Annotated in this window: 23 protein-coding genes and 1 pseudogene; 14 read left to right on the top strand and 10 right to left on the bottom strand. The window is 69.7% G+C overall.

The window, feature by feature from the left end:
- Positions 1–53 precede the first annotated feature (53 nt).
- The 4 genes from ACH4UK_RS30875 to ACH4UK_RS30860 all read left to right on the top strand — a co-directional run bounded on the left by ACH4UK_RS30875 (position 54) and on the right by ACH4UK_RS30860 (position 4,643).
- The gene (locus tag ACH4UK_RS30875) at positions 54–1,376 is read left to right on the top strand and encodes a hypothetical protein (RefSeq protein ID WP_398361574.1); all 1,323 of its coding nucleotides are present in this window, start codon (positions 54–56) and stop codon (positions 1,374–1,376) included.
- A 298-nt stretch (positions 1,377–1,674) separates the two neighbouring features.
- Positions 1,675–1,992 (top strand): hypothetical protein, encoded by a 318-nt coding sequence (locus ACH4UK_RS30870; RefSeq protein WP_398361573.1) that lies wholly within the window; start codon positions 1,675–1,677, stop codon positions 1,990–1,992.
- A gap of 252 nt (positions 1,993–2,244) precedes the next feature.
- The gene (locus tag ACH4UK_RS30865; protein ID WP_398361571.1) at positions 2,245–3,909 is read left to right on the top strand and encodes a DUF4331 domain-containing protein; all 1,665 of its coding nucleotides are present in this window, start codon (positions 2,245–2,247) and stop codon (positions 3,907–3,909) included.
- 122 nt (positions 3,910–4,031) lie between these two features.
- Entirely contained in the window at positions 4,032–4,643 is a 612-nt protein-coding gene (locus ACH4UK_RS30860) for a class F sortase (RefSeq protein WP_398361569.1), read from the top strand.
- 28 nt (positions 4,644–4,671) lie between these two features.
- Here ACH4UK_RS30860 and ACH4UK_RS30855 read toward each other — a convergent pair whose 3' ends face one another.
- The 4 genes from ACH4UK_RS30855 to ACH4UK_RS30840 form a co-directional block, all read right to left on the bottom strand.
- Positions 4,672–5,088 carry a VOC family protein gene (locus ACH4UK_RS30855; RefSeq protein ID WP_398361567.1) on the bottom strand — a complete coding sequence of 139 codons (417 nt, stop codon included), beginning with the start codon at positions 5,086–5,088 and terminating at the stop codon, positions 4,672–4,674.
- A 382-nt stretch (positions 5,089–5,470) separates the two neighbouring features.
- Positions 5,471–5,722, bottom strand: a complete 252-nt coding sequence (locus tag ACH4UK_RS30850; protein WP_260823510.1) for a hypothetical protein — start codon at positions 5,720–5,722, stop codon at positions 5,471–5,473.
- A 557-nt stretch (positions 5,723–6,279) separates the two neighbouring features.
- Entirely contained in the window at positions 6,280–7,872 is a 1,593-nt protein-coding gene (locus ACH4UK_RS30845; RefSeq protein WP_398361565.1) for a molybdopterin-dependent oxidoreductase, read from the bottom strand.
- A 294-nt stretch (positions 7,873–8,166) separates the two neighbouring features.
- Positions 8,167–8,748 (bottom strand): fasciclin domain-containing protein, encoded by a 582-nt coding sequence (locus ACH4UK_RS30840; protein ID WP_398361563.1) that lies wholly within the window; start codon positions 8,746–8,748, stop codon positions 8,167–8,169.
- A gap of 422 nt (positions 8,749–9,170) precedes the next feature.
- Here ACH4UK_RS30840 and ACH4UK_RS30835 point away from each other — a divergent pair, with 422 nt between their 5' ends.
- The 4 genes from ACH4UK_RS30835 (at position 9,171) to ACH4UK_RS30820 (ending at position 10,875) form a co-directional block, all read left to right on the top strand.
- Positions 9,171–9,512 carry an ArsR/SmtB family transcription factor gene (locus ACH4UK_RS30835; RefSeq protein ID WP_398361562.1) on the top strand — a complete coding sequence of 114 codons (342 nt, stop codon included), beginning with the start codon at positions 9,171–9,173 and terminating at the stop codon, positions 9,510–9,512.
- Positions 9,513–9,515: 3 nt separating this feature from the next.
- Entirely contained in the window at positions 9,516–10,022 is a 507-nt protein-coding gene (locus tag ACH4UK_RS30830; RefSeq protein ID WP_398361559.1) for an SRPBCC family protein, read from the top strand.
- A complete protein-coding gene (locus tag ACH4UK_RS30825) occupies positions 10,022–10,642 on the top strand; it encodes a dihydrofolate reductase family protein (protein ID WP_398361557.1) in 621 nt (206 codons plus the stop codon). Before ACH4UK_RS30830 ends, ACH4UK_RS30825 begins: the two co-directional genes overlap by 1 nt.
- An 80-nt stretch (positions 10,643–10,722) precedes the next feature.
- Positions 10,723–10,875: a hypothetical protein gene (locus ACH4UK_RS30820; RefSeq protein ID WP_398361556.1), complete on the top strand. Its 153-nt coding sequence runs from the start codon at positions 10,723–10,725 to the stop codon at positions 10,873–10,875.
- Between the two features lie 296 nt (positions 10,876–11,171).
- On the opposite strand, the gene ACH4UK_RS30815 is transcribed toward ACH4UK_RS30820, so the two are convergent.
- The 4 genes and pseudogenes from ACH4UK_RS30815 to ACH4UK_RS30800 all read right to left on the bottom strand — a co-directional run.
- Entirely contained in the window at positions 11,172–12,158 is a 987-nt protein-coding gene (locus ACH4UK_RS30815; protein ID WP_398361555.1) for a linear amide C-N hydrolase, read from the bottom strand.
- A gap of 580 nt (positions 12,159–12,738) precedes the next feature.
- Entirely contained in the window at positions 12,739–13,647 is a 909-nt protein-coding gene (locus ACH4UK_RS30810) for a DUF4394 domain-containing protein (protein WP_398361553.1), read from the bottom strand.
- 1,579 nt (positions 13,648–15,226) lie between these two features.
- Positions 15,227–16,030 (bottom strand): glycosyltransferase family 2 protein, encoded by an 804-nt coding sequence (locus tag ACH4UK_RS30805; RefSeq protein ID WP_398361552.1) that lies wholly within the window; start codon positions 16,028–16,030, stop codon positions 15,227–15,229.
- A 16-nt stretch (positions 16,031–16,046) separates the two neighbouring features.
- Positions 16,047–16,358 (bottom strand): annotated as a pseudogene (locus ACH4UK_RS30800) (YjbQ family protein); the annotation flags it as partial.
- Positions 16,359–16,431: 73 nt separating this feature from the next.
- Here ACH4UK_RS30800 and ACH4UK_RS30795 point away from each other — a divergent pair.
- The 6 genes from ACH4UK_RS30795 (at position 16,432) to ACH4UK_RS30770 (ending at position 22,092) form a co-directional block, all read left to right on the top strand.
- Positions 16,432–16,533, top strand: coding sequence for a putative leader peptide (locus ACH4UK_RS30795; protein WP_398361550.1), 102 nt, complete (start codon positions 16,432–16,434; stop codon positions 16,531–16,533).
- A 292-nt stretch (positions 16,534–16,825) separates the two neighbouring features.
- Positions 16,826–17,713, top strand: coding sequence for an ABC transporter permease (locus ACH4UK_RS30790; RefSeq protein ID WP_398361548.1), 888 nt, complete (start codon positions 16,826–16,828; stop codon positions 17,711–17,713).
- Positions 17,686–18,582 (top strand): ABC transporter ATP-binding protein, encoded by an 897-nt coding sequence (locus ACH4UK_RS30785; RefSeq protein ID WP_398361546.1) that lies wholly within the window; start codon positions 17,686–17,688, stop codon positions 18,580–18,582. The genes ACH4UK_RS30790 and ACH4UK_RS30785 overlap by 28 nt, the downstream gene beginning before the upstream one ends.
- Positions 18,583–18,638: 56 nt before the next feature.
- On the top strand, positions 18,639–19,667 hold the full coding sequence (locus ACH4UK_RS30780) for an ABC transporter substrate-binding protein (RefSeq protein ID WP_398361545.1): 1,029 nt from the start codon (positions 18,639–18,641) through the stop codon (positions 19,665–19,667).
- Positions 19,664–20,872: an LLM class flavin-dependent oxidoreductase gene (locus ACH4UK_RS30775; protein ID WP_398361543.1), complete on the top strand. Its 1,209-nt coding sequence runs from the start codon at positions 19,664–19,666 to the stop codon at positions 20,870–20,872. Before ACH4UK_RS30780 ends, ACH4UK_RS30775 begins: the two co-directional genes overlap by 4 nt.
- 104 nt (positions 20,873–20,976) lie before the next feature.
- Positions 20,977–22,092, top strand: coding sequence for an NAD(P)-binding domain-containing protein (locus tag ACH4UK_RS30770; protein ID WP_398361541.1), 1,116 nt, complete (start codon positions 20,977–20,979; stop codon positions 22,090–22,092).
- 22 nt (positions 22,093–22,114) lie between these two features.
- Here ACH4UK_RS30770 and mltG read toward each other — a convergent pair whose 3' ends face one another.
- Both mltG and ACH4UK_RS30760 read right to left on the bottom strand, forming a co-directional pair.
- Complete coding sequence (mltG, locus tag ACH4UK_RS30765) at positions 22,115–22,975, bottom strand: endolytic transglycosylase MltG (protein ID WP_398361539.1); 861 nt, start codon at positions 22,973–22,975, stop codon at positions 22,115–22,117.
- Positions 22,976–23,397: 422 nt separating this feature from the next.
- A complete protein-coding gene (locus ACH4UK_RS30760; RefSeq protein ID WP_398361537.1) occupies positions 23,398–24,009 on the bottom strand; it encodes a hypothetical protein in 612 nt (203 codons plus the stop codon).
- Between the last annotated feature and the right edge of the window lie 10 nt (positions 24,010–24,019).

Genomic DNA, 24,019 nt, shown 5'->3' with positions numbered 1-24,019 from the left:
ATGGGCCCCGGGTACGCATAGGAGGTCTGCTCACCCTGAGCGGAGGCGGCGGGGTGAGCGTGAACGCTGGACACGGACTTCTGGTTCTGATGGGCTCCGGCGAGACCAGCCCGACCATGGTCACGCTGCACCGGGAGGTCACCGCCCACCTCGACCGCGACGCCGATGCGGTGATCCTGGAGACGCCGTACGGTTTTCAGGTCAACCGCGACGACATCTCGGCCCGTGCCCGGGAGTACTTCCGACGCTCGGTGGGCCTTGCGACCATCGTCGCTCCGGACGCGCACGACGACGGACTCTCCGGCAACAGCGACGCGGACAAGGTACGCGACCAGGTGCGCAGGGCAAACTGGGTGTTCTCCGGGCCCGGCAGCCCGTCGTACGCACTGGGCCGCTGGCACGCCCTGCACCTCGGCCGGATTCTGCGCGAGCGGGTGAGCCGCGGGTACGGCGTGACGGTCATGGCCTCCGCGGCGGCATGCACGGTGGGGTTCGCGGCGCTGCCCGTCTACGAGGTCTACAAGGCCGGGCATCCCCCCGAGTGGCTCACCGGGCTGGACCTGATGGGCGCGCTCGGACTGCCGGTCGCGGTGATCCCGCACTACGACAACACCGAGGGCGGCACGCACGACACCCGCTTCTGCTACCTGGGCGAACCCCGCCTCGCCGCCCTGGAGCACGAACTGCCGGACGAGAGCGCCGTCCTGGGCATCGATGAGCACACGGCTGTCATCGTCGATCTCGACACGTCCCTGGTACGTGTGTGGGGGCGGGGTGTCATGACGATCCGACGGCGGGAAGTCAGCATCCCGGTGCCCGGCGGCACCACGCTGCCCCTGGAGCAGCTGCGTGACCTGGTGCGAGGCACGCGGTCCGCAGCGGTCCCCTCGCCTCGTCGCCTTGCTGATGACGCAGCCGACGCCACGCACCGTGCCACGGGCGATGCGGCCACGCTCCAAGAGGCGGTCGCCTCCGCGGAGTTGCACTTCAACGCCGCCCAAGAGGCACGGGACGCCGTAGCCATGGCCGATGTCGCGGTGGGGCTGGAGTCGGTGATCGCGGCGTGGAGCGCCGATATGGAGGAGGACCAGGGCGGGGAATGGGCCCGTACGGTCCTGCACGGCATGATCCGCCGTCTGGCACGAGCCGCCGGACGCGGCCTGAGCGAACCGGAGCACACCCTCGGGCGGATCCTGGTACCTCTGCTGGATCTGCGCATGAGGCTTCGCGCGGAGGGCGCCTACGACCTGGCCGACGCGGTGCGCGAGGCCGTGGCAGCCGGCGGTGTCCGGCTGCGCGACGCAGCGGAGGGCAGCCAATGGCGGTGGGAAGAAGAGGCCGACGACCAGCAGACCGGCTTTCGCCCGGAGGCGTAGAGGTTACCGGTGAGCCCTTTTCAGTCGATTTGCGCACTTGCACGGCATGCGCAATAAGATCGACGGAGGGATTCTTCCTCTCCGGGCCCGCCCGCCGACGTTGGAGCCGTGCATGATGCCGCTCACCCCGCCCGAAGCACCTGAAGCGCCGCCTGTCGCCGTCGAAGTGGTGCTGCTGCGGCACGATCCGAGCGGGGGCTTCGCCTATCGTCGGCTGATCACGGCGCTTGGCAGGGGGGTGAGCCCGGACCGTGCCGCAAGGGGTCTCGCACTCCTTGGCGAACACGACGAGACACACATGGTGCACTCGACCAGCTGGCATGCCACACGCGAGGGCGGCATCACCCTGACCTACCTCGTCCACCCGGACCCCGCCCCGGACCAGCCCGGCATCCCGCTCCCCGAGCCGCACGTGATCGCCCGCTCGCTTGAGCCGGGCCACCCGACCCCTCCGGGCCTGGAGATCGGCCACGTGGTGGCGCACGCCGTGCGGCACCTCGCTTTCCTCGAAGGCGCCGATCCCGTCGTCGCCGCGCACCTCGCCCCGTGTCCCGACCTCGTGCGCGCCCTGCGTTCCCTGCCCGTCGCGACCGCCGGAGAAGTCCTCTACGCCTAGCTTGCGCCCCACCGCGTCCCTCCCTGCTGCGAAGCGCCTGACGGGCTGCGCTCCCGTTCGGCTCAGCCGCCGTTGCGGTGCCCCCTGCCTCGTGGTGACCTGAGAGCAACCCAGCGTCACATTATGGGAGTTTTGCCGCACCGATCGTCGCTCAGAGCGACCACCTGCGGGCCTATGTGGCACTGCCAGCTCCCAGCCGCCCCGCCTGAACTTTCCGGAGGGCAAGCGGCTCTACCCGGAAACGGATCCCCCATGCCTTCACCCCGCATGCTCCGACGGCGCCCAAGTTCCCGCCGGGCCGAACGCACCCTCGCCGCCACCGGCGCACTCGCCCTACTGACCGCCGCGGCGGTCACCGGCCTCGCCCCCGCCTCCAGCACGGCCTCCAGCCACCGTGAGGCGCCGATGACCGCCGGAGACCCGAGGGCCGACAACACCGACGTCTACGCCTTCACCAGTCCCGACAAGCCCGACACCGTCACCCTGGTGGCGAACTGGCTTCCGTTCCAGGAGCCCAACGGCGGCCCGAACTTCTACCCGTTCGCCGAGGACGCCCGCTACAACATCAAGATCGACGCGGACGGCAACGGCAAGCCGGACACGACGTACACGTGGGAGTTCACCGATCACGTCCGCGACGACGCCGACCAGTTCCTCTACAACACCGGTGTCGTGAAGTCGGTGAACGACGAGACCCTGAACTTCCGGCAGACCTACAGCCTGAAGGTCACCGACAGCAGCGGGAACACCAAGACGCTCCTGAAGGACTCCCCGGTCGCCCCCTCGAACGTCGGTAAAGCGTCGATGCCCGACTACGCCTCACTGCGCAAGGAGGCCGTGGTTCCGCTGCCGGGCGGCGGGACGACCTTCGCCGGCCAGGCGTCCGACCCGTTCTTCCTGGACCTGCGGATCTTCGACCTCCTGTACGGGGGCGACCTCTCGGAGACCGGCCACAACACGCTGGCCGGGTACAACATCAACACCCTCGCCGTCCAGGTCCCCAAGTCGACGCTGGCGCTCAAGGGCGACGCCAAGCGCAACCCCGTCATCGGAGTGTGGTCCACCACCGACCGCCGAGGCGCGAACGTCACGGGCGCAGCCGGCAAGGGCAGCGAGGACGCGAAGGCGAAGGACGCGCAGGGGGCACCCGCCAAGGACGGAAACGCCGACGACTGGCGGCAGGTCTCCCGCCTCGGCCACCCGCTCATCAACGAGGTCGTCGTGCCGCTGAAGTTCAAGGACGCCTTCAACGCGCTCAGCCCGGAGAAGGACGCCACGATCACCCCGGTCGTCGACAAGGTCAAGGCCCCCATCGTCCCCAAGCTCATCGAGAACATCTACGGAGTGCCGGCCCCCGCCACCCCGCGCAACGACCTGGTCGAGATCTTCCTCACCGGGATCTGCAAGGAGTGCGGCCCCATCAAGGCGGACCTCAACTCGCAGCGCCTCAACCAGGATGTCGACAAGGCCGCGGTCGTTCCCGCGGAGATGCTGCGCCTGAACATGTCCGTCCCGCCCGCCGCCAAGCCCAACCGCCTCGGCGTGCTCGGCGAGGACCTGGCCGGCTTCCCCAACGGCCGCCGGCTCAACGACGACGTCGTCGACATCGAGCTCCAGGCACTCGAAGGCGCCGCACAGACCGGGAAGATCGTGCCCGCCCTGGCAGCCGGCGACGCCGTCGACACCCCCTACCGCGAGCCCGGCGACACCTTCCCCTACGTGGCGCTCCCCAACACCGCGGCCGTCAACCAGGCCGACTCGCTCCACCCCGACGGCGGCGTCGGCGCCGGCCTCGGCGGCCTCGCCTCCGGCGACGGTTTCCCCGTCGTGCCCGTCACCGCCCTGGGCGGCGGAGCGCTCCTGGCGATGGCCGGAGTGCTGGCCCTACGCCGACGACACGGCGCCGGCCAGGCATGAGCAACCCCTTGCTTCCTGGTCGCCCGACCCGCCGATGGCGGGTCGGGCGACCAGGCCGTGACCGGGCCACCCGCAGCCCGCGACCACGGCGAACCGCCGGCCGGCGGCGAGCCGCTGGAGCGATGGCCGTAGCCGTCGGGGCAGCCCTTGCCTGCATCGGCTTCGCCACCCTGGGAACCGGCGCCGGCCCCGGGCAGGCACCGGAACGAATAGACAGAGGCAGCCTGCCGCTTCACACCGGATCCGGCCAGGCCGCCACCTCGGCCGGCCGGACGCCCGCACCACCGGTCCGCATCCGCATACCGGCCATCGGGCTCGACCAGCCTCTGACCGGCCTTCGCGTCCAGCAGGACGGCCGCCTCGGCGTCCCCGACGAAGCCGCAAGCATAGGGTGGTGGAGCGACGGGCCCCGCCCCGGCTCCCCCGGCGCGACGGTCGTCGTCGGCCATGTCGACTCCGCCACCGGCCCCGGAGCCTTCCACGGACTGTCCATGCTCGACCCGGGCGACAAGGTCACGCTGATGCGGGACGACCGGTCCACCATCACCTTCACGATCCGGGCGCTACGCCAGTACGGGAAGGACGCCTTCCCCGACAGCCAGGTCTACCCGACCAGCGGCCCGCCCTCCCTGCACCTGATCACCTGCTCGGGCGCCTACGACCGCAGCCGCGGTGAGTACCGGGACAACCTCGTCGTCTACGCGAGCCTCGACGAGGGAGGCAGCCGTAGTTGAGGAAACGCCTGTCCCTGAGCGCCGGAGGTCAACTTCCCGATGCGAAGAGCTCCAGGGCGATGTGGTCGGGGTCGCGGAACTCCAGGATGTATCCGGCTCCGATGTCCTTGATCCCCTCGTGAGCCACCCCGAGCTGGTCAAGGTGGCTCGATGCCCGCTCCAGGTCCTCCCGGCCGTCCACGGCGAAGCTGACGTGGTCCAGGCCCACCCGGTCCTCGTCGAAGCGGTCCGAGGCGACGGGCCGCAGACCGAAGAGGGAGTCCCCGAGCTGATAGATCACCCCACCGAAAAGGAATGAAAGCTGCTCACGGGTTTCCTTGTCGGCGTCGGGAGGGAGATCGAAGGCCACCGGCAGCCCGAAGACTGCGTCGTAGAAGGCGCGGGAACGCTCGATATCGGTGACGGTGAGACGCACATGGGCGAAAGCACGAGGCTGAATCGTCATGACCTCATGCTGCACCCTCCCACCGTGTTCCCAGGGTCTCTACTCGCCGACCGGTCCGGCGAATCCTCGGTGCCGGGCCTCGGCCGCGGGCTGGAGGGTTGGGCCAACCGGTGGGGAATCCTCCCGCGGACCAATCCACCGCCCGTCCCATGGCGAATAGCCTGTGCGCGGTTGCTTGGGAAGGAGCACCGCGCACTGCGGCGCCATCGACGATGGCCGCCGTACCGGTTCCTCGCGGTGACGGCCTGTGAGGAACAGCTGCCGTGGGGCGTCACTCCTGGGGCGCCCCACGGCAGCCCTCCTCCCGGAACCCGGCGAGTTCCCCGCTGCTCACGCGTGCAGGGCCCGCCCCCCGAGGAGCAGGCCCTGCACGCGGTGCGTTCTAGCGGCCGTGCAGGTACTGGGTGTAGAAGTAGCCGCGCTCGGCCTCGAAGTGGGCCTTCTTCTCCTTGGCGTAGGTGATGCCGTACGGGCCGCCGAGGTTCAGGTATTCCGCGCTCGCCTTGTGCCCTTCGACGTGCTGGTAGCCGCCGCCGGCCTTGCCGCCCTCCCAGTCGTTGGCGGCGGCGGGGGCAGCGGCTACGAATCCGGCGGCGGCGACAGTGGCCAGGGTGAACGCGATACGACGAAGCATGAGTGTCCCTCTCGAAAGACGTAACGACTGTCGGGCAACACGAACTCTTACCGATTCCCCGCCGCACGCCGGAGTGCCCCGCCTCGCCGGAGTGGTAATGCACCCTTCTGGAGCCTTGGTTGAAAGCTGACCGGTGAGCTGGGTGACCATGAGAGCTGGTGTCGTGCGCCGGTCCGTCGCGGTGTCACAGGTCCTTTTGGCAGGCGGTACGTTCGGCCAATCCCAAGTACGCCGCGACCGCGTTCGTAGAGTCCTTTCCCGCGCGAGTGGCCCGATGGTCGGTCTCCACCACGCTCCCGAGGAATTCTTCCCAATAGCTGCCCCGGTCATGGCTGTGCGACGTCTGACCGGGAAGAGCAGGTCGATCGTTCGCCGGTGTACGGCCGGCCGATTCCGCCTCTGGCGCCCTCGCCGGTGACGGGACCCGGTGCCGTGCGGCAACGAGGGTCCAGGCTTCAGGGCCGGTGCCAGGCCCTGCGGCTCCGACCTGCTCGTCAGCATGTGGGCGAGTGTTGCGCGCATCTCCCCCGCTCAGGGAGCCCCAGCGGCGCTGCGGGTCAGTCGATGGTGACGACGACGGACGGCCAGCCGCTGGCACCGTCGGGGACCGTGCCTGTCCGCTTCTCCGTCTGTACCTCGCCGCCGCGTTCGGTGGCGCGGACGGTCAGCGTGTGACTGCCGGGGGTCGCCTCCCACGGGAAGGACCACTGGCGCCAGGTGTCGATGTTCGCCTCCGCCGCGAGGCCGGCGTCCCGCCAGGGGCCGTCGTCCACCCTCACCTGAACGCGGTCGATACCGCGGTGCTGGGCCCATGCCACCCCGGCGACCATCACCGTCCCGGCCTTGGACCGGGACAGCGGTTTGGGAACATCGATCCGGGACTGCGTCTTGATCGGTGCCCGGCGGGCCCATGAGCGCTTGACCCAGTACGGGTCGTAGTCGTCGAACGTCGTGAGCTCGATGTCCTCGATCCACTTGCAGGCGGAGACGTATCCGTACAGCCCCGGAATGAGCATGCGGACCGGGAAACCGTGCGTGAAGGGCAGCGGCTGCCCGTTCATCCCCACCGCCAGCATCGCGTCACGCCCGTCCATAGCGGCCTCCACCGGGGAGCCCAGCGTCATACCGTCCACGGAGCGCGCAACGAGCTGATCTGCGGGACCGCCCTTCGACGGGGGCCTGACGCCCGCTTCGGTCAGCAGGTCGGACAGCCGGACACCCAGCCACCGCGCGTTACCGACGTAGGGGCCGCCCACCTCGTTGGACACACAGGTCAAGGTGATGTCCCGCTCGATCAGTTCACGCCCCATCAGGTCCTCGAAGGTGAGGGTGACCGGGCGGGCGACGCCCCTGCCGTGGATGCGCAGCCGCCAGGTGTCCGCGTCCACCTTCGGCACCACCAGCGCCGTGTCGACACGGTAGAACGCCTTGTTCGACGTGGTGAAGCGGCTGATCCCCGGAACCTCGAGCTGAGTGCCGGGCGGCAGCGGAGGCGCCGGCGAAGCCGGGGCGGGCAGCCGCACCGCGTTCCGGGACTCCACCGCCGCCTGCGACGCGTTACCGGTGAGATAGCGACCGAGTGCTCCCACACCGAGGGACGCAACCGCCGCCGCAGACGCGCCGATGACGAACCCACGCCGGTCCCAGCCCGCTCCACGGTCTGAGTCCGCGTCCGCCGTGGTCCTGTCGGCACGAGGAGGTTGGGTGAGCCGCCCGACGAGGTAGTAGAGCAGCCCCGCCGCCACCACAGCGCCCACCACCGAGGGGAGCGCGTCGGTGAACCCCGACGAGTCCGGCCGGGTCAGCGCGGCGGCTGCACCGATCACCCCGAAGATCAGGACCCCTGCGGCACCGGCCCGCCGGAACCGGAGTGCCACCACTCCCAGGACGATGGCCAGCGCGGCCAGCGTGGCGAGGATGCCGAGCTGCAGAACCAGTTTGTCGTCCTCGCCGAAGTGGCGGATCGCCCAGTCCTTGACCGGTGTCGGCGTACGGTCGATGGCCGCCCCGCCCACCGCCGTAAGAGGCCCCGCCTGCGGGCGGACCGCGGCGGAGACCAACTCAGCGACCGCGAGAGCCGCGAACCCGGCAAGCAGGCCGCTCAGCGCCCCCAGAGGCAGACGGACCCAGAGTTTCGCAGATGTCGTCACACCCCGGAGTCCAGACCAACTGTGCCTGTTTCGCCCTCCCTGCCGGGCTGGCCCGATGGTATGCCACCCGAATGCACGACACGGAGTCACCGATGCGGTCGGAGGCACCCGCCACAGTCGCTCCCCGCAGAGCGGAAGCGACCCAGGTGTATCCCGTTCGCGGGAGGACTGGTCACCGCGCCCCCAGTCCCGCTGAGGACGCGGCTTGCAGTGGCGTCGGCATGCGTTCCGACGTCGGGCGGGCCCGCATCCAGGCGGATGCGGGCCCGCCAGGCGTCGGCGTTCCCCGGGGGCCTACTTCGGGGTGAGGACGGTGTCGATGATGTTGACGGTCGCGTTGGCGGTGGGAACGTTCCCGCAGACGATCTTCGCCGAGTCGTTGACCGTGAACGATTCGCCAGAGCCGACGGTGGTCAGGGTGCCGCCCTCCAGGGTCTTGAACGACCCCTTCTCCAGCTGCTGCTGGGTAATCTTCTCCCCCACCACGTGGTAGGTGAGGACCTTGGTCAGTTCCGCCTTGTCCGCGAGGAGCTTGTCGAGGTCCGCCTTCGGGATCTTGGCGAACGCGTCGTTGCTCGGCGCGAAGACGGTGATGTTCTCCGCGTTGTTCAGGGTGTCGACTAGACCGGCCTTCTTCACCGCCGCGACCAGAGTCGACAGTTCCGGGTTGTTGGACGCGGCGGTTGCGACCGGATCCTTCGCCATCCCGGCGAGACTGCCCTTGCCCTCCTTGGGGACGGACGCACAGGCAGGACCGTACGGATCTTGCGTCGCTGTCTGGGCAGACGCCTGTGGCGCCATGACACCCAGAGAGACGGGCAGTACCACTACGGCAGTACCGGCTATCACGGCACGGGAGATGCGGGGGATCTTCACGGAGGTCTCCTCCTGCGGGGAGGGCGGGCCGTCAGTTTCAAGCCCGCGGCTCTGCATGTCTGCCGAACCGGCTGGTGGATGGAGCCTCAGCGCGAACCGTCCGGCCGTTTACCGGGCCCAGCTCGGGCAGCCTCACTACCACCACATGCCATCTCCTCCATAGAAGCAGACGGCACCTCGAACCGCCTCCTCGGTTGCCGGTCCAGGTCACTGGGCGACGAGGGGCCGTGCTCTCTCGAAACTACTCACTTCTGTGAACACGAAGCGTGACAGTTTCCGCCTGGACCAGGTCAGTCGTGCCGATCGCAGGGATCCTCATCGCTCGGTTTCCGCAATCCCTGACAAGGGTCACGATCGTCATCTGACATGACCCGCCCGACTCCCCCGCTTGACGTATGCCGATATGGGCATACGATCGCCTCATGGCACGAGCAGCGACGACGTCGGACGTCTTCAACGCGATCGCCGAGCCGCAGCGCCGGGAGATCCTGGTGCTGCTGCGGGCGGGCGAGCGGTCGGTGACCGAGTTGGCCCAGGAGTTGGGGATGACCCAGCCGGGGGCGTCCAAACACCTGCGGGTGCTCCGGGAGGTCGGACTGGTGCGGGACCGCAAGGAAGGCAAGCAGCGCCTGTACGGCCTTGACGCGGGCGGGTTGCGGCCCGTCCACGAATGGACGGGCGGTTTCGAGCAGTTCTGGAACGAGAGCTTCGGCCGGTTGGACGCCTACGTGCAGGACCTGAAGCAGACGAGGGAAGCGGAGTAGCTGATGAGCACGGCAGGACAAGGAACGCCGGCGCAGTCGGCGACAGCCGACCGCGAGACCGTCATCTCCCGGATCATCGACGCCCCACGGGAGCTGGTGTTCCAGGCGTTCACCGAGGTGCGGCACCTGTCGCACTGGTGGGGGCCGGAGGGGTTCACCACCACCACGCGGGCGTTCGAGTTCCGCGTCGGCGGGGAGTGGGACTTCGTGATGCACGGACCGGACGGGACGGACTACCAGGAGTGGATCTCCTGGACCGAGCTCGCCCCGCCGGAGCGGATCGTGATGCTCCACGGTGAGACCCGCGACGACCCGAACGCATTCGAGTCGGTCCTGACGTTCGAGCCCGACGGTGCGGCGACGCGGATCGAGATGCACACGGTGTTCCCCACCAAGGAGCAGCGCGACGAGGCGGTCGAGAAGTACCACGCGATCGAGGCCGGCCGGCAGACCCTGAGCAACCTGGCTGCCTATGTCACCGAGATCGTTCAGCAGGGAGCTGAGGGCTGATGGCCGGGAAGGTGTTCTTCAGCGTGTCGATGTCGCTGGACGGTTTCATCGCGCCTGAGTCCCTTGGGGACCTGATGGGGCAGCAGTGGATGGAACTGCAGCGGTGGGTCTTCCCGCTGCGGTTCTTCCGGGAGAATCTGAAGCTCGGCGGGGGCGGCGAGGAGGGGCGCGACAACGACATCGTGCGGGAGACGTTCGAGCGCACCGGCGCGAGCGTGATGGGCAAGCGCATGTTCGACGCCGGCGAGCAGATGTGGCCGGAGGAGGCGCCGTTCCACACTCCGGTCTTCGTCGTGACGCATGAGAAGCGCGACCCCTGGGAGCTGCCGGGCGGGACCACGTTCCACTTCGTCAACGACGGCATCGAGTCCGCGCTCGACCAGGCCCGCGAGGCCGCCGACGATCGCGACGTCCGCATCGCGGGCGGCGGCGCGACGATTCTGGAGTACGTGAACGCCGGCCTGATCGACGAGTTCTCCATCGCACTGTCACCTGTGCTGTTCGGCTCCGGAATCCGCCTGTTCGAGGGCGTGGACGCGGGCCGCGTGGCCCTGGAGCAGGTCCGGGCGGAGCCCTCCCCGAGGGTGACGCATGTGACCTACGCCGTCCGGGAGCGGTAACTGCCCCGACCTCAACGCGTTCCCGTCGAGGTCAGCTACCTGCGGACGGCCCGGCCCGCCTTGGCTGCGAAGCAACGTTCGTGGCTCGCTACAAGGCGGCAATCAAGCTGGCCAACGTGGCGCAGACCGGGCTGGTGATCGACGCCACCGAGGATGAATCCGGTCACCGGCAGGCCCTGACGGGACCCTACGACACGCCGCCAAACAGATATACGGCTGCGCATTGCCGTTGAGCCTGGGCCGTCAACTTGGCCAGCAATGCGCCGGTGACGAACAGGGCCCCGCCGACAGCGAAGGAAGTCGATGCCACAACGTTGAGAACGGACAGTCGCTTGCGTAGTGGAATCGCGGCGGCTCCGAGAACTTTCTCGCCCCGGCCTGTCGCCCCAACCACGAGGGCACCACGCTTACGGACCCTTCGCAGCGAATCCCACAGAAGCTGGGCGGCGAAGGCTTCGGCCGCGGCTGAGGGTCATTCGAATTTCAGCGACCTGGCCACATGGCTTCGTCGATACTTCTGTGCGTGGTTCTACCGTGCCGGCAGAAAGTGCATCGGTGGCGCCTCGGTAAAGCGGTCGGTGACGTCTCCGACGAGTCCGCCTTCGAGGCCGGTGTCGTGAGCGAGGTCGAGTTTCAGCGCAGGTGCGCCTTCCGAGAAGTCGAGTCCGGACATGCGGGCCCAGACGATGTTCGGCCGTGTCGTCGACTCATAGACGTAGATGCCGTTGCTCAGGTCCGTGAGTGTGCGCCAGATGGTCTGCGAGGCGTAGGGCTTGTCCGGGTCGGCCACGCGGAACGGCTGGGCGGCATTGCGCATCACGCTGAGCAGCGAAGCCACCGCCTCGGTCGTGCCACCGGGCTGCGGCAGCCTCGTCAGGTAGTACGCCGCGCGTGCGAAACGGTCCGAGGGGTCGACCCCGCCCGGCAGAGGCTCGCTGCCACCCAGACCCTCGATGGCCCGCAAGCGGACGAGCTGCTCCTCGAACGGAGGCGAGTTGGTGACCACCGTGTAGGCCCGGTCATGGTGCACCCGCGGCGTTCCGTCCAGGTACTCAACGATCGCCGAGTCGCCCGACCGGTCGTCCAGCGCCATGTGCAGGGTCACCGACTTGCCGCTCGACGGGTCGCTCTGCGTCACCACCTGGAGCTGCGAACTCTCGATCCACTCCACCGCCTCAGCGACGCTCGCGAAGTTGTCGAGGACGTACTGCATCCAGACCGCCACACTCAGCGCCGGACGGCTCTCGTCCCGCTCGCCGTAGTCGGACTCCGGGAGGAAAAGCTGATGTGCCGCAAGACCGGCGTCGTTGATCCCGTCGACGGTCATCAGATCATGTGCACCAGCCACCAGGCTCCCGTACGCGGATGTCCAGTTCAGGGACCCGTCGAGACCGTCACCGCGGGCCATGCCACGCGGGAACGCCCAGAGGTTCGTCCCCATCTCCTCCATCCAGTCCATGTTCCGCCCGGCAAGAACTGCCCCGCCTGCATCAGCCCAGAGTGCTCGTGTGCACATAAGTTCCCGCTTTCCCGCTGTCAGTGATCCGAATGGCCTCAAGCGGATACGTCCCGCCCTTGACCGGATCACTATTATGGCGATTGGGATGGAAATAGGGTGGACGTCATTTGCTCCGTCGCTTGCCGCTACAGCGCGCAGATCCTCGCCCTGGAGGCAGCCTTCGCGGGCCTGGTGTCTGCGGTCCACGTACCTGGCGTATTGAGGCCGATACTTCGGTGGAATCCGCTTGCTGTCGTCGGTCCCCAACTGGCATGGAAGTAGTCCACATGCCAGTCCGGTGTGCCCGGCTGAGGGACCAGCCGCAATTCATCGTGGTCATGGGGCGGGGAGATCTCACGGACGAGCAGTGGGCTGTGCTGGAGCCGTTGTTGCCAAGGGGGACGAAGACGGCGCGACCGCCCGCCTGGCCTCGGCGGCAGCTGGTCGACGGCATAAGAGGCAAGGACCAATGCCCTGATTCACTGCGCCCCTGCCCGCGCCCGTCCCCACAGGGGGCCTGCCTCCTGGTGAACGGCACAGCCAGCCCGACGGCAGAGCGTGGTGCCGGCCTCGCGCCGGCACCACGCCCCTTCTGCGCTCAGCTCTGGTTCAAGGGCAGCGCGACATCGGTGACCTGGTGGTTCCGGGGGAACGCTCCGACGCCGTCGGCCTGGCCGGTCAGTACGTTGACCTCGTAGAAGCGGTAAGCGCCGCTGACGCTCAGTGCGGCGAAGCCCTGGTTCGTCCGGGCCCGGTGGGAGAAGTAGATGTCGAACCCGGCGTTCGGTCCCGCGTTGACCCCGAGGTTCCCGGTGGGGGCGAGGGTGCCGGCGTTGGCGGGCGACTGGAGCGAGACCCGGTCGTTCGTCGTGTCGATGTCGAACAGAGCCGTAGCGGTGCCCGCGTCGAGGTCGTTGTTCGTGTACGCCGCGCCGGTCACGCCCTTGGCCGATGACGGGGGCATCGTCGGGTTCGTCAGCGGGCCGTCGACGGTCGTGGTGAGCGGGGCCGCCGGGTCGTCGATGTTGTGGCGCAGGTTCTGGCCGGTGTCGCTGATGACGCGCAGGCGGTTGGCCGCCGGGTTGAAGTCGACCCCGAAGAACTTGCCGGCCAGCGCCACGGTCAGCTGGGAGACCTTGGCCGCCTTCGCGTTGCGGGTGTTCAGGGTGTAGATGCCGCCCTTGTCGCCGACCCCGTACAGCTTGGTGTTCTGCACCCGGAAGTCGATGCCCACCAGTTTGGTGTCCTTCTTGAGGCCGTTGACCTTGCCCAGCTGCCAGGGCTTGGACGGCGCTCCGGTACGGAACTCCACCAGCCGCTGACCGGTGGTCAGGCCGATCACCGCGAGCCCGTCTTCTCCCGCCCTCTGTTCTCCCTTGTCTCCCGGGCCGGGCCCGCCCTGTACGGCCTGTGCTGGCAGCGGACCGGCCGCCCAGGCGCCTGCCGAGGACGGCACGACCAAGGACACCGCCGCGGTCAGGGCCGCGGCGAGAACTGCTTTGCGCATCTGTGTCTCCTACGAGGTGCGACTCCCGACCATCGGGAGTCAAGAGTGACGAGAACACGCGCGCTCCTGGGTCGCCCGTTGCACAGGCCCATCCAGCCCGCACCCGCACGGGGAGCCGGCCGACATCTCTGCCCGGCGGGGACAGGCCCGCCGCGCCGTCGACGAAGCTCGCACACAGGCCCACGAGGTCTCGTTGGGCCGCCACGAGAACGACCGCTCGTGGGCCACAGGAAGCGGCCCTACATCGTCCACCACCTGCTCCCGAAGGGCCGTGTTGCCCGAGCGGCCCAGAAGGTGTGGAGACGACCCAGAGCCTGGCCGGGTCGTACTGCCGACTACCGACGAGCGTCCGTCGCGAGTCCTCAATGGGAGTCATGCGCCCCTGCGATGTTCACAGCTCGGACGCCACTCCGGGGTGACGTGCTTCACGGCCTGTCCGGTCGGCAAGGACGTTCGGGTCCAGGCGGAGGCCGGAGCACCGCTAGGGTGAGATGTGTGAAGGAATTGGAGACTGGGACACGGCAGCGGCATGGGAGTGCCGGTCGCTCGCCGAACGCTGCGTGCGTGGTCCCCGGACGAGCAACGGCGCGGGCAGATGACCTGCTGGTGCGAATCGCCCACGGCAGCACGAAAGCCCTGGCCGAGCTGTATGACCTTGTCGCGCCGCTGCTTCTCGCCCTCCTGCGATCCAGGCTTGCCACCGTGGACCAGGCAAAGGATGCCCTGGTCGGCGTCTTCGCTCAGATATGGCGTACGGCTCCCGCCTACAGCACGGGCCCCCACGCCCTGGACTGGATCATTGACCAGACGCGGGGAGATGCGCGTACCGGAGCTCCCAGGCGGGCGGCGTGACGGCGTGACCCGGGAACTCCGGTAGGGCCTCGGCCTCGACCTGGCCGCCGCCAGCCTCAGGCCCAGAACCAGCGTCGGACCAGAGACTCGCAAGGCGCTCAGCAGGGTTCACCTCATCGGCCCAGGCTGCCACTCGCCGATGCTGCCTGCGGCCGCTCCATCGCTGAATGTCCCCTGTTTGCAAGACGCGAGGCACGGCTGGAAAGTCGAGCAGCCATCCGCCTGCGCTCCCGCCGGAACGAGCCCGTCGATCAGAGGGTTGGACCCAAGCACGACGTACAGAAGTGACGATGGAGCTGACTCCGTCGGACGCCCGCCACGTCGGCCTCTGGCGCGGCTGCTGGAAGTACCCGCCCCAGGAGGGGCGCATGACCAACGCATTTCCAACAGCGGCCAGGAACAGACAGAAGAACACCTGGAACCAGGCCGAGGCGGCCAGAAGGCGAGAACCGCACCAAGGCGAAAAACGTGCAGTTCATAGGGGTGATCCGGCTGAGTGCGGCCGGGGGTGGCGGCCCCCACAGGGCTCAGGACGAAGCGCGTCGTTCACTCAGGGCTTTGTTCGGCTCGGCTCGAGCGGAGGCGATCCGAATCCGAACAAGGTCGGCTTCATAGCCGAAAGGGTCGAGTTGATCTCTGCGGGGCCCGGGAACTCCTTCAGGGCTCGCTGAAGGGTCGGCTTCGGCGTAGCCGTTTGCCGGCTTCAGGGCCCAGAACACCCGTCGGGTCAGAAGACTGGCGGCCGGCCGGCCCTCGTAAGTCGGAGCACCGTTCGCCAGGACATTGGACGCCTTGGACCCTGACCGCCGGAGAGCCCTTCCCGGAACCCGGCGAGCGTGACGCGAAGTGCCTGGCGGTCACGGATGCGCCACAGGGTGATCAGGACCCACGTAGCGAGGTTGAGCGGGACGAGGAGACGGGGCAGGTTCCGGCGGGCGACCCAGACGCGGTTGCGGGCGTTGAGCCGATAGAAGGTGTCATGCCGGGCCGGGTTGGTGGCGGGATGGTGGACGACGATGTCGGGCACGTACCGGCCGGTGCAGCCCAGGTTCCACAGCTGCCAGGCCAGTTCGACGCCTTCGTGGAAGAGGAAGAAGTCTCCCGGCCAGCCGCCGGCGCGGTCGTAAGCGTCCCGCTGCACCATGACGACGCCCTCAGCCAAGCCGGTGACGACGCCGGGCCGGGTGGGGTCGGAGGCGCGCAGGCGGGGTACCCAGCGGCGGAGGGTCACACCGGTGTCGGGGTCGCTGATGCGCGGTTGTACGTAAGCGAGTTGGGAATCACGGCGGAGTTCCGCGACGAGCCGGGCGAGGGTGTCGGTGCCGGGCAGGTGCGCGTCGTTGTCGAAGAAGAAGAGGTAGTCGCCCTTGACGTTGTCGGCCCCTACGTTGCGGCCTTCGGGGATGCCGACGTTCTCGGGCAGCGTGACCGTACGGACACCAGCGGGGACCTGTTCGGGTGCGCAGCCGTTGCCGACCACGACGACGTCGAGGTCGAGGTCGACGTCTTCCTGGACGAGGAGCGAGGCCATGGCCCGGGGGAACTCCCGTGGCGTGGGGCGGGACCAGAGCGGGGAGTACGTGGTCGCGGCCGTGACCGGGGCTGCCGTGGCGGTGCTGCCAGCGGTCGTCGGCGGGGAGCAGGTGGTGGAGGGTGGCCAGGAGGTCGTCGTCGCTGCCCGCGCCGGTCTCCAGCACGGCGATGCCGGCCGTGGCGTGGGGGACGAAGACGTTGAGCAGGCCGTCGCGGCCCGGCGCGGTGCGGGTGAGGAACTCCTCGCAGGCCCATGTCAGGTCCGTGACGCTCTCGGCCGTACCCGTGGTGATGTTCAGGACCGTGGTGGTGAAGGAATCGGACATGCCTCCATCTTCTCTCCTCGCGGTGAGATGACACGTCCACGCTGCGAGACGCCATTGACCGTGCCCCGACCGGATGGCTACGTTCAGCGACATGTTCCGATCAGCTCTGCTCACTTCGCGCGGTCACATCGACCTGCTGCGAGTGGCTTCCGCCGCGTGTTGTCGCGGCTGCTGACGTTCTCTCAGCGACTACCGGGCCGCTTTCGGCCATGCGGCCGCTCCTGCGGCCCTCCGGCCGTCACCCTGCCGTAGTCGCGCCCGGCTTCGCGCCGTCCAGCCCCCGCTGAGCGCGCCGTCCGACCCTGCCCTCCGCCACCCTGCCGGTCCCCGACCGGCCCTGGCGCGTGGGCAGGGGCGCCAGGCTCTGCCGCCTCGCCGCTCGATCGATCACCCCGATCGCTTTCTCGCTCTGTCGACTCGCCCCCGTCCCCCCACACACTCCGTGCGTGACCTTCCGTGGAGCCCTCATGACCGTCAGCCATGCACCACCACCCGACATATCCGTAGCTCCGGAAAAATCCTCCGCGCCGACGCGCACCCCGCCCGAGCTGGAGGCGGTTGTTCCGGCATCCGTCCGCCGGTCCCGGCTGCGGTCCGCCCCGCGGTGGGTGCGGCGAGCGGTGGGACCGTTGCTGCTGCTCGTGCTGTGGCAGGTGTTCAGCGCCACAGGGGTGCTGCATCCCGATGTCCTCGCCTCTCCGGGGACCATCGCCCGCGCGGGCTCCGACCTCGTGGCCGACGGGACGCTGCCCGCCGCGATGGGCGTCTCCCTCCAGCGGGTGATCGTGGGGCTCCTACTCGGCGGGGTGATCGGCACGGCGCTCGCGCTCGTCTCGGGGCTCTCGCGGCTCGGGGAGGATCTGGTCGACGCGACCGTGCAGATGCTGCGCACCGTGCCCTGGGTGGGGCTGATCCCGCTGTTCATCATCTGGCTCGGGATCGGCGAGGCGCCGAAGGTGGCGCTCATCGCGCTCGGGGTGGCCTTTCATCTCTACCTCAACGTGTATGCGGGCATCCGGGGTGTCGACGCCCAACTGATCGAGGCCGGTGAGTCGTTGGGGCTCGGGCGCTGGGGGCTGGTCCGGCATGTGGTGCTGCCGGGGGCGCTGCCAGGGGCCATGACCGGTCTGCGCTACTCGCTCGCGACGGCCTGGCTCGCGCTCGTCTTCGGCGAGTCGATCAACGCCGACGCCGGAATCGGGTTCCTGATGAACCAGGCCCGCGAGTTCTTCCGGACCGACGTGATCGTCGTCTGTCTCGTCGTGTACGCCTTCCTCGGCCTCACCGCCGACATCATCGTCCGGATCCTCGAAAGGCTGCTGCTGCAATGGCGACCGACCTTCACCGGCCAGTGAAATCCACCCCCGGCACCGGCACCAGCACCGGCTCCGGTCCCGCATCGTCTGCCGTCGACCCGGAGGCCGCCGTACGCGTCGAGGGGCTCACCCGCGCCTTCGACGGGCGCGCGGTCATCGACGACCTCGATCTCACCCTGAGGGCAGGCGAGTTCACCGTGCTGCTCGGGCGCAGCGGCTGCGGCAAGTCGACTCTCCTGCGGGTGCTGGCCGGGCTCGACCGGGAGATCTCGGGCACCGTCCTGGTGCCCCGCCGGCGCGCGGTCGCGTTCCAGGCTCCTCGCCTGATGCCCTGGAAGCGGGTCTGGCGCAACGTCCTGCTCGGGCTGCCCGGCAAACCCGAACGCGCCGTCGCCGAGCAGGCGTTGGCCGAGGTCGGGCTGGCGGAGCGGGCCGGGGCGTGGCCCAAGACGCTGTCCGGCGGTGAGGCGCAGCGCGCTTCGCTGGCCAGGGCCCTGGTGCGGGAGCCCGATCTGCTGCTGCTCGACGAGCCCTTCGGCGCGCTGGACGCCCTGACCCGGATCAAGGCGCAGCAGCTCGTGGCCGAGCTCTGGCAGCGGCGCGGCTGCGCGGTGCTCCTGGTCACCCATGACGTGGACGAGGCGGTCCTGCTGGCCGACCGGGTGCTGGTGATGCGGGACGGACGGATCGCCTACGACACGCCCGTCGCACTGGACCGGCCGCGCGGTGTCGGCGCACCCGGCTTCACCGCCCTGCGCTCGCGGCTGCTGACCGAGCTCGGCGTCGAGGTCGATGCGGACACCGGCCCCGGCTCTGGATCTGGGTCCGGCTCTGGCTCTGGCCCCGGCCCCGGCTCTGGATCCGGCACCGCAGTTGCCGGCACCGCACCTGCCGCCGCGGACGCCTGAGCCCGCCCCCTCCCCCGTACCGCTTCGCACGCACCCCCCCATCACGGAGACACCTCATGAAACGCCGCACCCTGCCCGCCCTGCTCCTTCCCCTCGCCCTGCTCCTCTCCGCCTGCGGCGGGGCCTCCTCCGCGAACTCGGGCGGCAGCACCGACGGGAAGGGCAGTCTCACGCTCAACGTCGGTGACCAGAAAGGTGGTTACGAGGCGATCCTGCGGTCCTCCGGAGAGCTCGACGACCTCGACTACCGCATCAAGTGGTCCACCTTCACCTCAGGACCGCCCCTGCTGGAGGCCGTGAGCGCCGGGGCCGTGGACATCGGCGGCGTCGGCAACACGCCGCCCGTCTTCGCCGCGGGGGCCGACTCGGACATCGCGGTCGTCGGCGCCACCCACGGTTCGCCGGCCGGTGAGGTCATCGTCGTGCCCGAGGACTCGCCGCTGAAGAAGCCCGCCCAGCTCAAGGGCAGGTCCATCGCCGTGGCGCAGGGCAGTTCGGCCCACTTCCAGCTGGTCGCCTCGCTCAAGCAGGCCGGCCTCGGGATCAAGGACGTGAAGCTGAACTACCTCCAGCCCGCCGACGCTCTCGCCGCGTTCAGCCGGGGCAAGGTCGACGCCTGGGCGATCTGGGACCCGTACACCTCGCAGGTCCTGCGCACGGCGGACGCCCGGATCCTCACGACCGGCGAAGGCGTCGTCAACGGCCTCGGGTTCCAGGTCGCTTCGCCCGCATCGCTCGAGGACAGGAAGAAGTCGAAGGCCATCGGCGATCTGCTCGTCCGGCTGGAGCGGGCCCAGAAGTGGGTCTTCGAGCACCCGGAGGAGTGGGCGAAGGTCTGGGCGAAGGAGACCGGGCTGCCCTACGAGGTGGCGCTGGACGCCGTGAAGCTCAGCTACGGCACCCGTGTCCCGGTCGCGATCGACGCCGCGGCCATCGCCTCCGAGCAGGAGATCGCCGACACCTTCGCCGAACTGAAGCTGATTCCCCGGCGGTTCGATTTCGAGGACTACGTCGACACCCGGTTCAACCGTGACCTCCCCCCTTCCTCCACCGCACCGCGCTCCTACGGAAAGGCCTCCTCGTGAACGTCCATCTGCACTGGTTCCTGCCCACCGGAGGCGACGGCCGGACGCTCGTCGACCGGCACGCGTACACCGACGGCGGCATCAAGCGCGACCGGATCACTCCGGTGAGCGGGGTGCGCGCCCCGGACATCGAGTATCTGGCCCAGATCGCCAAGGCCGCCGAGCAGCTGGGCTTCGAGGCCGTGCTGACACCGACCGGCACATGGTGCGAGGACGCGTGGCTGACCACAGTGGCGCTCGCCCAGCACACCGAGCGGCTGAAGTTCCTGGTGGCGTTCCGGCCGGGGGTCATCTCGCCCGTGCTCGCCGCCCAGATGGCCGCCACCTATCAGCGGATCACCCGGGGGCGGCTGCTGCTCAACGTGGTGACCGGGGGCGACTCCACGGAGCAGCGGCGGTTCGGGGACCACCTGGACCACGACCGGCGCTACGCGCGGACCGCGGAGTTCCTGTCGGTGGTGCGGGGCGCGTGGAGCGGACAGCCCTACGACTTCGACGGTGAGCACTACCAGGTCGAGGGCGGGCTGACCGCGCTGCCGCCGGACCCGCTGCCGGAGATCTTCTTCGGCGGGTCCTCGGCGGCCGCCGGGCCGGTGGCCGCCGCGCACGCCGATGTCTATCTCACCTGGGGCGAGCCGCCCGCCGCCGTGAAGGAGAAGATCGACTGGATCCGCGGGCTGGCCGAGGAGCAGGGGCGCACGGTCCGGTTCGGCATCCGGCTGCACACCATCTCGCGGGACTCCTCGCGGGAGGCGTGGGCCACCGCGGACCGGCTGCTGGGCGACCTCGACCCGGACACGATCGCGGCGGCGCAGCAGGCGCTGGGGAAGAGCGAGTCGGTCGGGCAGCAGCGGATGCTGGCGCTGCACGGCGGTTCGCGGGACAAGCTGGAGATCGCACCGAACCTCTGGGCCGGTGTCGGTCTGGTGCGCGGCGGAGCGGGCACCGCGCTGGTGGGCAGCCATGCGGAGGTCGCGGACCGGATCGAGGAGTACCACGCGCTGGGGGTGGAGCACTTCGTGCTCTCCGGGTATCCGCATCTGGAGGAGGCGTACTGGTTCGGCGAGGGGGTCACGCCCGAGCTGGCACGGCGCGGACTGCTGTCGACCGTTCCCGCGTCGCCGCTGCTGGGCGGGACCGGCGCGGAGAGCCGGACCGCCCCGGTTGCGGGCCGGGCTCCCCTGCTGCTCGCCGGAGGGCGCTGAGACCCGCCGCCGGGCGGAAGGCGACGCCGGGGCTCCGGGACCCTCCCCCGTACGGGAAGATCCCGGAGCCCCGAGCAGTTAGTAGAAGCGTGAACATTTCTGGGGTGCGTGAGCTGGACGTGGTCGTGATCGGCGCGGGTCAGGCGGGGCTGTCCGCCGCCTACCACCTGCGCCGCGTCGGACTCGCCCCGGACGAGGACTTCGTCGTGCTGGACCACGCGCCCCGGCCGGGCGGCGCCTGGCAGTTCCGCTGGCCCTCGCTGACGTACGGCAAGGTCCACGGGATGCACGCGCTGCCGGGCATGGAGCTGACCGGAGCCGACCCCGACCGGCCCTCGTCGGAGGTGATCGGCGCGTACTTCGCCGCCTACGAGGACCGCTTCGGTCTGCCGGTCCTCCGCCCGGTGGAGGTGAGCGCCGTACGGGAGGGGAGCGGCGGGCGGCTGCTCGTGGAGACGTCCGGGGGGACCTACGCGCCACGTGCCCTGATCAACGCGACCGGCACCTGGGACCGGCCGTTCTGGCCGCGCTACCCGGGCCAGGAGACGTTCCGGGGGAGGCAGTTGCACACGGCGAACTACCCGGGGCCCGAGGAGTTCGCGGGCCTGCGCGTCGTGGTGGTCGGGGGCGGCGCTTCCGGCACGCAGCATCTGATGGAGATCGCCGGGCACGCGGCCGAGACCTTCTGGGTGACGCGCAGCGAACCGGTCTTCCGTGAGGGGCCGTTCACCGAGGAGTGGGGGCGGGCGGCCGTGGCCATGGTGGAGGAGCGGGTACGCAACGGGCTGCCGCCGCGGAGCGTGGTCAGCGTGACCGGGCTGCCGATGACCGATGCGGTGCGACGGGCCCGGGAGCAGGGGGTGCTGGACTGGCTGCCGATGTTCGACCGGATCACGCCGAGCGGCGTGGCCTGGGACGACGGCCGCACGGTCGAGGCGGACGTGATCCTCTGGGCCACCGGGTTCCGGCCCGCCGTGGATCATCTGGCACCGCTGAAGCTGCGCGAGCCCGGCGGGGGCATCCGGGCCGAGGACACCCGGGCCGTTCGCGACGGGCGCGTGCATCTCGTCGGGTACGGCCCGTCCGCCAGCACCATCGGCGCCAACCGCGCGGGCCGCGCGGCGGTCCGGTCGGTCATGCGGCTGCTGAAGGAGACCGGCGGCGGGCGGGCGGACGAGGAAGCCGGGGCGGTTGTCGGCGCCCCGGTCCCGGGGGCCTGAGCTCCCCCGCCGGCGGCCCCGGTCAGCTCGTGGTGGCGGAGCCGCGGTTGCGGTTGAACTCCTCGACGTTCTTGAGCTGCTCGTCGTAGCTGTCGGTGAACCGGGTGTCGCCGGGGCCGACCGTGACGAAGTACAGCCAGGGGCCGGAGGTCGGGCTGACGGCCGCGCGCAGGGCCTCCTCCCCCGGGTTGCCGATGGGCGTCGGCGGCAGGCCCTTGATCCGGTAGCTGTTGTACGGGCTGTCCAGCTGGGTGTCGGCGGTCGTCGTGTCCAGGGTGGAGCGCTTCAGGGCGTAGTTGATGGTGGAGTCCATCTGCAGCGGCATGTCCTTGAGCAGCCGGTTGTAGACGACCCGGGCCACCTTGCCCATGTCCGAGGCGGTGTCGGCCTCGGCCTGGACGATGCTGGCGATCGTGACCGTGTCGTAGACGGAGACGTTGTTGCGCCGGGCTCCCGCTGCGACATGGCTTTCGCCGAAGTGCTTGCGGGCGGTGTCGGCCATGTAGCGCAGGAGGCCGGCCGGCTCGGTCGCGGCGTCCAGCGGGTACGTGGCGGGGAAGAGGTACCCCTCGGGGTTGCCCTCGGCCTGGGCGGGCAGAGCCAGGTCCACCGTCGAGGCGGCCTTCTGCGCGCTGCCGGGTTTCAGATCGAGCGCCCGGTCGACCGCCTCGTACACCTGGGAGACGCGACGGCCCTCGGGGATCATGAGGGTGCTCCGCGGCTGTTCCTTCTTCTGCCCGCCCTCGTCCGATCCGGTCAGGACCAGCGGGATCAGGACGGCGGCCGACACGACGAGCAGTGCGCCGACGACCAGGACGGCCTTCCCGCGGCGCGTCGGGCGGAGTCTGCGGCGGGGGCGGGTGTCCGGGGACGCGTTCACCATGCGCGCACGTTAACCCGGGCCATGAGCCACGGCCGGTAGCTCGGCCACGGCGTCGGCGCGGGCGACACGAACGCCGTACCCGCGCGACCGGAACAGACGAGGCACAGAACAGACGAAGCCCAGAACACACGAACAAGGGATCGGGTGTTCGCTGGAACGCGTGATCGTCAGGGGATTCGTTGCTCTTCACTCGTCCGGGGCGTGATGATTGCAGAGCGCAGTCAACGGGCTGCAGACCGCTACTGCGCAGTCCCACAGATGCACCACGTTCAAGGAGAAAGACCAGATGAACTTCCTCACCAACCTGCTTGCCGGCGTCGTCCACTTCGTGGGTTGGCTCGTCTGACCATCGCTCCACCCGGCGCCGTCGCTCCCCGTCCCACGGGAGCGGCGGCGCCGCTGCGTGTGCGGAGCCGAGCTGCTCAGCCGGTCGCCGCGGCCGGTCCGGCGAAGGGCGGCAGCGCGGCGAACTCGGGAGCGACTGTCACCGCCGTCGCGAGGACGTCGAGCGTCCGGCGGACCCGGGTGAGGGGATGGTCCGGGAATTCCGCGTCCCACTGCGCGTGGTCCGCCGCGTGGAAGGGCAGCCCGCCCTGGACCTCGGGGGCGTAGGGGTGCGGCCGGAAGTACTGGGCGGGGCCGAGCTTGGCCAGCACCACGGCTTCCCGCATGCCCGTCATGCCGCGCTCGGCCGCCTGGATCTTCACCACGGTGCTGCATCCGGCGCGGGGCACGGTGAAGCTGCCGATGAACGCCTGACCGCTGGGCTGTCCCGGCAGCGGCAGTTTGAGTATCTGGCGCAGGGCGGGCAGCTCGCCCAGCCGTTTCACCGATGCCTCGATGAGCCCGCCGCCCGCTTGTGCGGTGAAGTGGGTCAGTCCGTGGCGCAGGGCCGGGCCGTCGTCCAGGGCGGCCGGCAGATCCGGCGGCAGGTCGAAGAAGTGCAACGACAGCACATCGCCGTGGTCGTTCAGCCAGGTGTCGGTGTCAACGGTGCGGTAGCCGGGGAGTTCCGCCCCCAGAAGAGCTCTCATGCGCGGCGAT

This window comes from Streptomyces sp. NPDC020884, from assembly GCF_044333935.1.
Lineage (GTDB): Bacteria > Actinomycetota > Actinomycetes > Streptomycetales > Streptomycetaceae > Streptomyces.
This window is presented reverse-complemented; position numbering and strand designations above follow the sequence as displayed.